Raw genomic sequence first — 12,780 nt, forward strand, 5'->3', positions numbered from 1 at the left:
CTCTAATTATTTTTTTCTTATTGGTTGTTTGATGAAAGTGAGCCGGAATCTCCGTGAGGAAGTTCCGGCTCTTGCGATTATTCTTTCCAACCTCCGCCCAATGCTTTATACAGGTTGACCATGGTTATCTGTTTATCGCGGACGGCGTTGCTGAGTCCGATTTGCGCATCGAGGTATCCACGTTGCGCGTCCAGCAAGTCCATGTAACCGATAACTCCGTTCAGGTATTGCAGTTGGGCAAGGTCGAGTGTGCTTTTAGACGCTTGTTCCAAACGGAGCCGGGTTTCGTAGATTTCCTTGCTTTTGTTGAAGTCAGCAATGGCATTGTATGCTTCCCGGAAGGCATTCAGCACCACTTTTTCGTATTCGTGGGTTGCTCCTTCCAGTGCGGCTTTTTGAGCTTTCAGGCGGGCACGGTTTTTCCCCCAGCTGAATACGGGTTGCAAGAGGTTGGCACTGAGTAAATGCCAAGGTGATTTCAGGAGTTCGTCAAGCACGTCGCTTTCACCTCCATAGCTGGCATTGAGAGTCAGGCTGGGGAAGAGGCTGGTAAAGGCAATGCCCACTTCGGCATTGGCGGCGATTAAGGCTTGTTCTGCCTGGCGTACATCCGGACGGCGTTCTAACAAGCTGGAAGGCAGTCCTACCGGAAGGCTTAAAGGAAGCAATACGTCTTCGGGCAAAACCGTCCGTTTGATATGATGCGGATAATCGCCCGTAAGGAAAGCAATATCGTTTTCTTTCAATGTGATTTGCCGTTCCAAGTCGGGGACTAACGTTGCGGTTCGTGCCAATTCCACTTGCGCTTGCCGGAAAGCGGTTTCCGAGGTCAATCCTCCTTCGTAGCGGATGCGTGCCAAGTGGAGGCTTTCGCGTCGGGCGTCTACGGTTTGGCGGACAATAGCCAATTCATTGTCTAGAGCGACCAGTTCGAAATAAGTTTGCGCCACTTCGGCAATCAAGCTCATTTTTACCGCACGCTGGTTTTCTACGGACCCCAAGAAGTCCGCTACGCTTTTGTCTCTTGCCCAGCGGAGCTTGCCCCACAAGTCTATTTCCCAGCTCATGGTGCCTTTCAGGTCGAATTCATCGTCTTGTTTGTAGTCATTGCCTCCATAGTTTTCTCTTTCCCGTTCGGCATATACGCGCAGTCCGATTTGAGGCAACATATTGCCGATGTCGATGCGTTTCCGCGCTGCCATTTCCTGTACTCTTGCAGCTGCAATCAGCATGTCTTTGTTATAGGTCAAAGTCTTTCTGATAAGCATCTGAAGCGTAGTATCTGTGTACAAGGTTTCCCATGCATAATCGCCAATGGAAACGGTGTCTACGCTGAGGCTGTCCAGTGTTTTGGGCAAGTTCAGTTCGGGGCGGGTATAATGTTTGCCTATTTGGCATCCTGTAGTGCTTACTATGAGGACGCTCCAAATAAACAGGCAAAAGAGTTTATCGATTCGTTTCATACTTTCCTGACTTTTGTTTTTTTCAGTTTGTTTGTTGTTGTATAAATCATAACGAAGAAGAACGGGACGAGGAAAATTCCTACCGTTACGGCTACAATCATACCAAAGAAGACACCCGTGCCGATGGCTTGCCGGCTGGCTGAACCCGGACCGGAAGCGAGGACCAGCGGAAGCATACCCAAAATGAAGGCAAGCGAGGTCATCAGAATGGGGCGGAAACGCAAGTGGGCTGCATGAAGGGCTGCCTGGATTACGCTCTTTCCGGATTCCACTTCGTCTTTAGCGAATTCCACAATCAGAATGGCGTTCTTTGCGGCAAGTCCGACCAGCATCACAAGTCCGATTTGGAAATATGTATCGTTCTCCAGTCCGCATATTGCCACGCCTATATAGGCTCCTAATGCAGCTACAGGCAAGGAGAGCAATACCGCAATAGGCACACTCCAGCTTTCGTACAAGGCAGCTAGGAAGAGGAAGACGAACAAGAATACCAGTGTCAGAATCATTCCGGTTTGTCCTCCGGCTTGTTTCTCTTGATAAGAAAGTCCGCTCCATTCCACGCCGATGTTGTCCGGAAGATGTTCACGGGCTATTTGCTCAATCAGTTCCATGGCTTGTCCCGAGCTGTATCCATGTGCTGCGGTGCCTCGGATAATGGCGGTATTGAACATGTTGAAACGTTTGATACTTCCGGGACCGGTCGTATATTCGGTATTGCCCAAAGCGGTCAGCGGAATCATGTTGCCATCATTTCCTCTGACAAAGAAGAGGTTGATGTTGTCCCGGTGTTCACGATACGGTGCTTCTGCCTGAATATAGACACGGTAAATACGGTTGAACATATTGAAGTCGTTCACATAAACCGAGCCGGTATAAGCTTTCATCGTGGCGAATACGTCTGCCATTGGCACGCCTGAGAACTTCACTTTGTCACGGTCTACATCGAAATAAAGTTGCGGAATTTCGGCTTGTAGGGAAGACGAAAGCCCCGCCAGTTCTTTCCGTTGTGATGCATAATACATCAAGGTGTCGGCGGCTTGGACCAGATTATCGTAGGTTGCGTCGCCACGTGCTTCCAGCTGCATTTCAAAACCTCCCGATGTTCCTAACCCCGGAATAACGGGCGGTGTGGAAAGATAAACTTTACATTCCGGGTATTCTTTAAATTCCCGTTGCACGTCTGCCATGATTTCTTCAATGGTGGTATTGTCGCGTTCTTTCCAGCCTTTCAGGATCACGGTAAGCGAACTTCGGGCTTGGCTGGTACCCACGCGTGGGCTGGTGCCGGTTACGTTTTGTACGTATTCTACAGCCGGATTCTTCATTAGGTAATCAATGGCTCGGTTGGTCACGATGCGTGTGCGTTCCAGCGTAGTCCCTTCCGGCATTTCCAGTTCGACGGTAAAATATCCCTGGTCTTCGGTGGGAAGGAAGCTGGTGGGAATTAGGCGATGAAACAAGAAGATGAATATGATGACTATGCTGAATCCGACAAGGGTGCGTTTAGAACGCTTTGTGATTTTTATGATTCCAGATACATAGCCGCGATTGCCTATTTCCAGCCATTTATTAATGGTGCGGAATACACGGTTTTTAGGTTTATTAGGGTCATGCGGGCGCAGAATCAAGGAGCACATCACCGGGCTCAAGGTTAATGCCACCACAGTAGAGAGCAAAACCGATACGGCAATGGTGATACTGAACTGGCGGTATAATTGCCCTGTAATGCCCGACAAGAAACTTACCGGCACGAATACGGCTGCCAGCACCATGGAAGTGGCAATCAAAGCTCCGGTCAGTCCGTCCATGGCTTTCTTTGTCGCTTCATACGGGCTTAGGTGTTCTTCTTCCATAATGCGTTCTACGTTTTCTACGACTACAATCGCATCGTCTACTACCAGACCGATGGCAAGCACCAGTCCTAAGAGGGTAAGAATGTTTAACGAAAACCCGAAGATAAGCATGAAGCCGAAGGTACCGATTAACGAAATCGGTACGGCGATGGTCGGGATAAGCGTGGCACGCCAGTTTTGCAACGAAAAGAATACCACCACAATCACCAAAAACAAGGCTTCGAATAGGGTCTTATACACTTCATGGATAGATTCGGAGATGTAAGTGGTCATATCGAACGGAATTTCATATTTCATTCCGTCCGGGAAGTTTCGGCTGATTTCGTCCATGGTGGCTTTTACACGCTCTGCCACTTCCATTGCGTTGGCTCCCGGAAGCATGTATACGCCCAATACGGCTGCATTTCCTCCGTTGATGCCACTCTCTGTATTGTATGATTGCGCTTCGAGTGATACACGGGCAACGTCACGCATACGGATAAGCGAACCGTCGGGATTGGCACGCAAGACGATTTCTTCGAACTGGGATACGCTCGACAAACGTCCTTGTGCCGTAATCGGGATAGTGACATCAAGTCCGGTTACGGGTTGTTGCCCCAATACACCTGCTGCCGATTCTCGGTTTTGGTCTTTCAATGCGTTTTGCACGTCTTGTACGGTCAATCCGAAATTAGCCAGCTTGGCTGGGTCTACCCAAATCTGCATGGCATAATACCGGCTTCCGATGTTCGATACGCGCCCTACACCCGGAATACGGCGGAGCAAGTCGAGCACGTTCAGCGTAGCGAAGTTACTCAAGTAAATTTCATCGAATTTCGGGTCACTTGAGGTCAGGCAGATGGTCATCAGCTGGCTGGCGGCTTGCTTTTCGATTTCGATACCGTTTTGCACCACTTCGGCGGGCAAGCGTGATTCCGCCAGTTTGATGCGGTTCTGGATTTCTACCGCAGCCAGGTCGGGATTAGTCGAGATGTCGAAGGTGACTGTAGCCGAGAATCCTCCCGAATTGGAACTGTTCGATTCCATGTATAACATACCCGGCGTACCGTTCAATTCTTGCTCGATAGGGGTAGCCACGGCTTGCGAAACCGTGAGTGCGCTTGCTCCTGGATAGGATGCGCTGATTTTCACTACCGGAGGGGTGATTTGCGGATATTGGTCGATGGGCAGCATCGTAAGCCCGATAAGCCCGATGATGACTATCAATATAGAAATAACGATCGAGAATACAGGCCGATCGATAAAGAAACTCACTTTCATGGATGTCTTGTTTTGAAATTTATCGGTTTATTCTTCCTCTTCATTCTCTTCTTTTTCTTCTTTCGGAGCTTCTCCTACACGCATCTTGATGCCGGGAGTCAGCTTGTGGTAGCCTTCGTCTACAATGATTTCACCCGGAATCAAACCGCGTTCCACCACTACGTTGTTTCCGAACTCAGGCCCCAATTCAATGAAGCGCTTCTCGGCGGTAGAGTCTTTTCGCATGACGAAGATGTAGGCTCCTCCTTTTTCTATAATCAATGCCTTTTGAGGAATGACCGTAGCGTTTTCGCGTACTTCAAGCAAGAGTTTTACTTTGGTGAATTGACCCGGAAGTAAGACGTGTTCAGGGTTATTCATTTCGGCACGTACCGAGAATGTTCCGGTCTTCGGGTCTACTTGCGGTTCGGCGAAGTCTACCAGCCCCTTATAAGGATAAACGCTGTTGTCCGGCAGGGTGATGGTGACCGTGGGTTGCCAAGAGCGGGTGGAGTCTTTTTGCCCGATGATGATGTTGCGCTCTTTGCTTTTCAGGTAATCGAGAGCGGTCATGCTGAAGTCAATCAATACGGTGTCGCTCTTTACGATAGTGGCAAGCAAGGATTTTCCAGAAGTGCCGACCAATGTACCGAGATCGACATGCCGTTCGCTGATTTGACCTGCGATAGGCGAACGTACAACAGTATAACCCAATTCTTGTTCGGCTTGGTCCAGATCGGCTTGGCTCATGCCTACGCTGGCTACAGCCGTTTCGTATGCGGCAATGGCGTTGTCCAGATCGAGTTGGCTGGCTGCGTTTTGTTCATAAAGTGGGCGGATACGTTCCAAGTCACGTTCGGTTTTCCGCGCCTGTGCTTCGTCTTTCTTCAGTTGGGCACTTGCTTTGTCCACTTTGGCGCGGTACTGGTCTTGATTGATTACGAAAAGCACTTGGTTTTTCTTGACGTGTGTACCTTCAGCGAATAACATCTGTTCAAGGAAACCTTCCACGCGTGCGCGTACCTCTACAAATTGCTGGGCACGGATTCGCCCTACATATTCGCCGTAAATTTCCACATCCTGTTGCTGTGCAGGGGTTACACTTACGATTGGCGCTTCAGGTTCAGTTTCTTTTTCCCGTGTCACAAACCAGTAGACCGCAAGGATGACGGCGATGCCGATGACGGTATAAATGGTCTGTCTCTTCTTCAGTTTCAAATCTTTTTTGGTCAAAAAGCGTTTCATACAATTAATAATTTATGAGTTTAGATGCCGTAAAGATGCAAGCAATACTTGTGCCAAAGGTACGATAATTTTTTTAATATTGAGAATCAGAAGCCTAAATCCTTTCTTATGTTTTATGAATTGAGGAATTTTTAGCGCATGCCGTGGATTTTATCCACAATTGTTTCCCGGCAGGTGCAGATATTTTTGTACCTTTGCGCCCTGAAACTAAATTTAGGCAAAATGGAATTAGAGCAACATTTAGAGACAACTGTAAAAGCCCACGATCAGATGTTGCATCGTCGGGTTGACCTTTTGCTCCGTACGGGTAAGGTCTTGGTGGAAAGTTTGGCAGATACCAACCGCATTATGCGGAACATGAAGCGGACAGCCGCTTATTTGGGCATCCCTGAGGAAAAGCTCCATATCAACATCAGCTTTACCATGCTGATGGTGAATGTGAGCGATGAGAACTTCTCGTTCACGAAGTTCCAGCGCATCAACGGGCATGGCGTAAACATGAGTGCCATATCCGAGATAAGCAAGCTTTCATGGCGGGCGATAGAAAACGACTATACGCTCGACCAGTATGAGGAGGAGCTTGAGAAAATCCGTGCGAAGAAGCGGAATTATACACCGTTGCAGACGGCTGTCGGTGCCGGATTCGCGTGCGGCGGATTCTGTGTGCAGTTCGGATGCGATTGGATGGCGTTCTTGTATGCCTCGATTGCGGCTATCATCGGCATGCGGCTCCGCCAGAAGTGCAATGAGTCGGGGCTGAACGGATATATGGGCATTGCCATTTCGGCGTTTGTGGCTACAATGGTTGCATGGGCGACTACTTTTCTTCCCGATTCGTGGACTGATACTCCTTGGCATCCTTTGCTGGCTTGTGCCTTGTTTATCGTGCCTGGAGTTCCTTTGATAAATTTTGTGGATGATATGCTCGACAATTATATTCAGGTAGGTATCGTGCGGGCGGCGAATACCATGATTATGATGGGTGCAATGGCATTCGGCATCGCTTTTGCCGTGAAATTGTGTGCTATTGAAAACTTTTTCCCGACCATTAGCATGGTGCCTCACCATTCTTATTGGGAATATGCGCTTGCCGCCGCTATCTCGGCAATGGGCTTCTCGATGATATTCAACATCCAGCGCCGTTTGTTATGGGTGGTAGCGATAGGAGGTATCTTGGCGGTATGTACTCGTAATTTTGTGAATTTAGGTCCGAGCACGGACAACATCGGTTTGGATATGGGATTGGTGGTAGGTTCGTTCTCTGGTGCGCTTTTGGTAAGCCTGATAGCGGTAAAGGCGGTTCATTGGTTCCACGTGCCCAATCACGTGCTTACCATTCCTTCGGTCATTCCGATGATTCCGGGGGTTTTAATGTATCGTATGCTTTTCGGCATCATTAATATGAACGTACAGAATCCCGACGGGGTGACGCCGTTGATGAAAGCCATCGAAAGCGGAGTCAATTCAGGGCTTATTATTTTGTGTATATCGGTAGGTGTAGCTATCCCGAACATCTTCGGACGTAAATACATCGCTTCTTCTAAAAACAAACATCTTGCCGAATTGCTGGAAGAACGCCGCGCAAGAGGCAAGTTTGTAGAATGGTAAACGAAAAATTACCTACAAATGGGGATTGCCCGTATGGAACGGATTGTTTTACTTTGCAAACAGAAATAATATGAATTCATTTTTTGCTATGTGTAAACCTAAATCATATAGGCCGACCGACAAGATGAGCGACTTGATTTGCGACAATTATGCCTTGCTTCAGGTTTTAAGCCGGTTTGGCGTCCCCTTGGGTTTCGGCGATAAGTCGGTCCAAGAGGTTTGCGATATGAATCATGTGGACTGTTCCACCTTTCTGATTGTAGTCAATTTTCTGATTGAGGAAAACAACCGGATGCAAGACCATATTACGGGGCTTTCGGTTCCGGCATTGATGGACTATTTGCAACGGGCACATTCTTATTTCCTTGATTTCCAGCTTCCCGGTATCCGGAAGAAGTTGATGGAAGCTATTGATTTTTCGTTAGCCGACAAAGTGGCTTACCTGATTCTTCAGTTCTTCGATGATTATGTGGGAGAGGTGAGGAAGCACATGGAATACGAGAACGAGAAAGTCTTTACCTACGTGCGTGCCCTCCTGAAAGGAGAGAAGCCCGAAGGCTATAGCATCGGGGTCTTTGCCCGTCATCACGATCAGATAAATATCAAACTGACCGAACTGAAGAACATCATCATTAAATATTATCCCGCAACGGGTGATAATCAATTGCTGAACGCAACGCTATTCGATATATTCAGTTGTGAGGAAGATTTGGCATCACACAACAGGGTGGAAGATTACTTGTTCGTTCCTGCCATTATGGAGCTGGAAAAGGAGGTAAAATGAAATCACAGGAAGTTATATCGGTAGCCATAGCCGAAACTTCGATCATCGTGCGGAGCGGTCTGGTTTCGGTCTTGAAGCGGTTGCCCGATTTAGATATTCAGACGGTGGAGATTACCTCGAAAGAAGGGCTACAGCATTGCATGGAGGCGCATAGCCTGCATATTTTGATAATAAACCCGCAATTCGAAGGTTGGTTTGAAGTGGACGCTTGGCGTGAGCATTATCCGCAAGCGGAAATAAAAGTCGTGGCATTGCTCTGTGCCTTTGTGGATGCCAACCGTTTGAAAGGATATGACGATACGATAAGCCTTTACGATGACATCGAATCGTTGGAGAAAAAGATTGCGGTCTTGATGAACTTCTCGGAAGACGAGGATGCCGATCAGGACGCTTTGAGCCAGCGTGAAAAAGAAATAATCTGTTGTGTAGTGAGGGGCATGACCAACAAGGAAATAGCCGAAAAGCTGTACATCTCAGTACATACGGTGATTACGCATCGCCGGAACATAACGCGCAAGTTGCAGATTCATTCTGCCGCCGGTCTGACCATTTATGCCATAGTGAATAAATTGGTAGAGTTGAGCGAAGTGAAGATGAAGTTATAATAATACCTACATATAGGTATTGTGCGGAAAGAAGAAACCCGCTATCTTTGCAGCGTTAGTCATAGAAATTACGTAAACCACAAAAGTAAAAAGTTAGTTATTAGTTGGGTGCTCCCTGCGAAGTGATTCGTGGGGAGCACGCGCTTTATGCCTGTTTGTTTTTTCAAAAAGAATGATTATCTTTGTTTTTGCTATAGGGAAGATACATTTTAAAAAACAATCTGATTATATGGAAAGCAATGGGAAAATGGAATTACGCATGGTTGGTTTTGGCTGGCGCGTGGATGCTTGGAAGTTGTGGAGGCAATGCGTCCAAGCAAGATTCGGGACAAGCGTCAAACGATTCTTCCGAAGTGGGTATCGTGCAGACCCGTCAGGTGGAAGAAGTAAGAGTGACTTGGTTGAAAGACAATGCGGAAGATAAATTAATGCCCGCTTCTTTGTTCGCTTCGGCTTCGGATAGCTTGATTAAAAGCCTTTCGCTGGAAGCCGGAATACCTTCTTCCGTCAGTACGTTTTGGGTGGAGACCAATGGCATACAAGTGTTGTTTGATGCGGGATATGGAGGAACCGCAGGTCATTTGTTAGCAGGGCTTGATTCGATAGGCGTTGCTCCGGAAGATGTGAAATACGTGTATCTTACCCATTTTCATCACGACCATATCGGGGGAATGCTGAATGGCGATAGTGCTGTATTTGCAAATGCCGAGGTATATGCTTCGAAAGCCGAATACGATGGTTGGATGGCGATGGATGCCGATAAGAAAGCCGAAGTGGAGAAATTGGCGGAGGCATACAAGAATCGTTTGCATTTCTTTGAGTTCGGTGATACGCTTCCGGGTAAAGTGGTTGCCTTGAAGGCGGTGGGGCATACTCCGGGACATACAGTTTATCAAGCAGGCAAGCTCTTGATTATAGGTGATTTGATTCATGGTGCTGCGCTCCAATTGAGGCATCCTGAGATTTGTGCGTCTTTTGACATGAATCAAGAAGAAGCAATCCAGTCGCGTACGCAATTTTTGCAATATGCTAAAGAAAACGGATTGACATTGGCAGGTATGCATCTTCCAGCTCCTGCATTTATGGCTCCGCCTTTCGACTTTTAGAAAAAAGGAGTGTAACGTGTGTGGTATAGTTGCTTGTAAAAACCGCGGTTATGTAGATAAATAAACGAAGCAGGGTTCGATGGCTGATGAAGCCTGCTTCGTTGGCTGATGCATACGGCTTCGAAAGCCATCGAAGCCGTATGCATTTTGGTATGCTTATATGAGGCAAAAATATAGAAAAAAGAAAAAGCGAAAGTGGCGATAGGTTGTGGAGAATCATTTATGTAACTTCTGATATTGCAGATTAAAGTGAAGCATCTTTGGTGTTTAGATTGAATTTCTTTTATTAAAAAGTGTATATTTATAGAGTGTGTTCTTAAAAAGAGTTATAATACATGGCTTTTAGGAATGTTTCTATTGCAGGAATAAAATAAATAATTACCTTTGCAATGTGTTTTTCATAGTATTAGATTTAAGGTTAACAAAGGTTGGAGTACAGCGGTACTCCTTTTTTTATGTCCGCATGTACAGTTTGAGTAGAATTTGAATCGGGTTTGAAATCAAAGTTTCATTATTAATGCATTATTTGTTTACTCTAAATTATCCTTTTCAATTCTCAATTTTCTATTTTCAATTAAAAGGTGCTTCAGGGCAGACCAAGGGTGATAGAGCAACATACGAGGACCGGCGTAGCGCATGACGGTACGTATCTGTTCGCGCATACGGGGGCTGTAGCAATGGACGGGGCATTGCTTGCAGGTGGGTTTCCCTTCGCCGTACCGGCAATGCGAAAGGCGTGCGTGAGCATACTCTAACAGGGCTTTGCAATGGGGGCAAAGCGTGCCGTTGCCTTCTTTGTGCCGGCAATAGAGGGCAATCATTTGCGCTACGACACGCTTTTCTTGTTCGATTCGTGAGCGGCTCATTGTTCTTGGGCGTGATGGATGATTCGGTCTTTCTCTGTAATGGGGCGCAGGGGACGGCACGGGTTTCCAGCAGCTAACGTGTCCGAAGGGATGTCGCGGGTGACTACGCTTCCGGCGCCTATCACCACACGGTCGCCTATGGTCACGCCTCCGCAGATGACTACGTTGCTCGCTATCCAGCAGTCGTTCCCGATGGTGATGGGACGGGCGTATTCCCGGTCGTGCATCTTGCCTTCCGCATCGGAAAACATACGCCGCTCATCCGCTACGAGGGGATGTACGGGGGTAGCAAGGGTGCAATTGGGTCCGAAATAGACGTTGTCGCCTATCGTTACAGGACACGAGTCGAGTACGGTCAGGTTGAAATTGGCATAGAAGTTCTTGCCCGTTTTCGTGAACGCGCCATAGTCGAAGTATATCGGCCCTTGCAGGTAGCATCCGTCCGCATGGTGTGGAAGAAGCTCGTCGATAATCCGTTGGCGTTTTTCCTCGTCGGTGTCATACGTGGCGTTATAGTCTTGTGAGAGCTTGTGGGCTTTAGCGCGTATTCCGGCAAGTTCCGGGTCGGCGGGGTCGTAAAGTTCGCCCGCCAGCATCTTTTCTTTTTCGGTTTTCATAAAAATAAATTTGAACGTGGAGGCGCAAAAGCGCGGAGATTTTTATTTGTTTACAATTTACTATTTGACATAAAATCGTACTTCGTAAATCGAAAAATAGTAAATCTTTGCGCTTTTGCGCCTCTGCGTTTGATTGAAATAATTTGTCAGGCGAAGATAACGAAAATTACGGAAGGCTCAAAGATGCGCTTGGGCAGAGGGGGAAAAATTACGGCATTTTATATATTTTATACTTACGGATTACACGTTTCGCCGTGAATGTCTTACTTTTGGGGTGCGTTTCCCAAGAGGGCGCATAAGATTTAACTAACTAAAGATAAGACGTATGAAACAGATTAAGTGTATCGGAATCCTGACATCGGGCGGCGATGCTTCGGGGATGAACGCCGCTATCCGTGCGGTGACTCGGAGTGCCATTTTCCATGGCTATTCCGTGAAGGGAATCTATCGCGGTTATGAGGGATTAATCCGGAATGAAATCAAGGACCTTACTACGCAGGACGTGAGCAGCATCATTCAGCGCGGGGGTACGATATTGAAAACTGCCCGTTCGAAGGACTTCATGACGCCGGAAGGGCGCAAGGTGGCGTATGATAATATGGTGGCGGCAGGTATCGATGCGTTAGTGATTATCGGCGGGAACGGCTCGCTCACGGGCGCGCTTACTTTTGCCCAGGAATTTAACGTGCCTTGCATCGGTTTGCCGGGCACGATTGACAATGACCTGTACGGGACGGACTCGACCATCGGCTATGATACGGCGTTGAACACCATTGTGGAATGTGTGGACAAGATACGTGATACCGCCACTTCGCACGACCGTATTTTCTTCGTGGAAGTGATGGGGCGCGATGCCGGGTTCTTGGCTCAGAACAGCGCGATAGCTTCGGGTGCAGAGGCGGCTATCATTCCCGAAGACCAAACCGACGTAGACCAGTTAGAGCAATTCATCGGGCGTGGCTTCCGCAAGTCGAAGAACAGCAGTATAGTGATTGTGTCCGAGTCGCCGAAGGACGGAGGGGCGATGCATTACGCTGAGCGTGTGAAGAAGGAATACCCCCAATACGACGTGCGTGTCACCATCTTAGGGCATTTGCAACGGGGCGGTTCTCCGAGTGCGTACGACCGTATCTTGGCAAGCCGCTTGGGAGTGGGCGCCATCGAGGCGTTGCTCGAGGACCAGCGGAACGTGATGATTGGCATCCGCAATGATAAGGTGGTGTATGTGCCTTTCAGTGAAGCCATTAAGAAAGACAAACCGCTCGACAAGTCGCTGATTCAGGTGCTCGATGAGCTTTCGATTTGATATAATCAAAACGCAGAGACGCAAAGGTGCAGAGTTTTACTATTTTCCGGTTTGCAAAATACGATTTTATGTCAAATAGTAAATTGTA

Annotated in this window: 10 protein-coding genes; 5 read left to right on the top strand and 5 right to left on the bottom strand. The window is 47.7% G+C overall.

From position 1 onward, the window contains the following. Positions 1-77: 77 nt before the first annotated feature. Genes B5F91_RS04495 through B5F91_RS04505 form a run of 3 tightly spaced genes read right to left on the bottom strand, consistent with a single transcriptional unit; the run spans position 78 to position 5,800 of the window. Complete coding sequence (locus B5F91_RS04495) at positions 78-1,463, bottom strand: TolC family protein (protein ID WP_087427915.1); 1,386 nt, start codon at positions 1,461-1,463, stop codon at positions 78-80. After that, positions 1,460-4,576, bottom strand: a complete 3,117-nt coding sequence (locus B5F91_RS04500) for a multidrug efflux RND transporter permease subunit (RefSeq protein WP_087427916.1) — start codon at positions 4,574-4,576, stop codon at positions 1,460-1,462. Before B5F91_RS04500 ends, B5F91_RS04495 begins: the two co-directional genes overlap by 4 nt. A gap of 27 nt (positions 4,577-4,603) precedes the next feature. After that, positions 4,604-5,800: an efflux RND transporter periplasmic adaptor subunit gene (locus B5F91_RS04505; protein ID WP_087427917.1), complete on the bottom strand. Its 1,197-nt coding sequence runs from the start codon at positions 5,798-5,800 to the stop codon at positions 4,604-4,606. A gap of 222 nt (positions 5,801-6,022) precedes the next feature. Here B5F91_RS04505 and B5F91_RS04510 point away from each other — a divergent pair, with 222 nt between their 5' ends. The 4 genes from B5F91_RS04510 (at position 6,023) to B5F91_RS04525 (ending at position 9,903) form a co-directional block, all read left to right on the top strand. Next, positions 6,023-7,408: a threonine/serine exporter family protein gene (locus B5F91_RS04510; RefSeq protein ID WP_087427918.1), complete on the top strand. Its 1,386-nt coding sequence runs from the start codon at positions 6,023-6,025 to the stop codon at positions 7,406-7,408. Between the two features lie 70 nt (positions 7,409-7,478). Next, positions 7,479-8,192, top strand: coding sequence for a hemerythrin domain-containing protein (locus tag B5F91_RS04515; RefSeq protein ID WP_239416241.1), 714 nt, complete (start codon positions 7,479-7,481; stop codon positions 8,190-8,192). Next, on the top strand, positions 8,189-8,797 hold the full coding sequence (locus B5F91_RS04520) for a response regulator transcription factor (RefSeq protein WP_087427920.1): 609 nt from the start codon (positions 8,189-8,191) through the stop codon (positions 8,795-8,797). The genes B5F91_RS04515 and B5F91_RS04520 overlap by 4 nt, the downstream gene beginning before the upstream one ends. 239 nt (positions 8,798-9,036) lie before the next feature. Further along, positions 9,037-9,903 (top strand): MBL fold metallo-hydrolase, encoded by an 867-nt coding sequence (locus B5F91_RS04525; protein ID WP_087427921.1) that lies wholly within the window; start codon positions 9,037-9,039, stop codon positions 9,901-9,903. A gap of 530 nt (positions 9,904-10,433) precedes the next feature. Here B5F91_RS04525 and B5F91_RS04530 read toward each other — a convergent pair. Together B5F91_RS04530 and B5F91_RS04535 are read right to left on the bottom strand one after the other, a co-directional pair. After that, entirely contained in the window at positions 10,434-10,769 is a 336-nt protein-coding gene (locus tag B5F91_RS04530) for a nitrous oxide-stimulated promoter family protein (RefSeq protein ID WP_087427922.1), read from the bottom strand. Then, the gene (locus B5F91_RS04535; protein ID WP_087427923.1) at positions 10,766-11,386 is read right to left on the bottom strand and encodes a sugar O-acetyltransferase; all 621 of its coding nucleotides are present in this window, start codon (positions 11,384-11,386) and stop codon (positions 10,766-10,768) included. Before B5F91_RS04535 ends, B5F91_RS04530 begins: the two co-directional genes overlap by 4 nt. Before the next feature lie 325 nt (positions 11,387-11,711). Here B5F91_RS04535 and pfkA point away from each other — a divergent pair, with 325 nt between their 5' ends. Beyond that, positions 11,712-12,692 carry a 6-phosphofructokinase gene (gene pfkA / locus B5F91_RS04540; RefSeq protein ID WP_087427924.1) on the top strand — a complete coding sequence of 327 codons (981 nt, stop codon included), beginning with the start codon at positions 11,712-11,714 and terminating at the stop codon, positions 12,690-12,692. The last annotated feature ends 88 nt before the right edge of the window (positions 12,693-12,780 follow it).

The organism is Bacteroides sp. An322, assembly GCF_002161765.1.
GTDB lineage: Bacteria > Bacteroidota > Bacteroidia > Bacteroidales > Bacteroidaceae > Phocaeicola > Phocaeicola merdavium.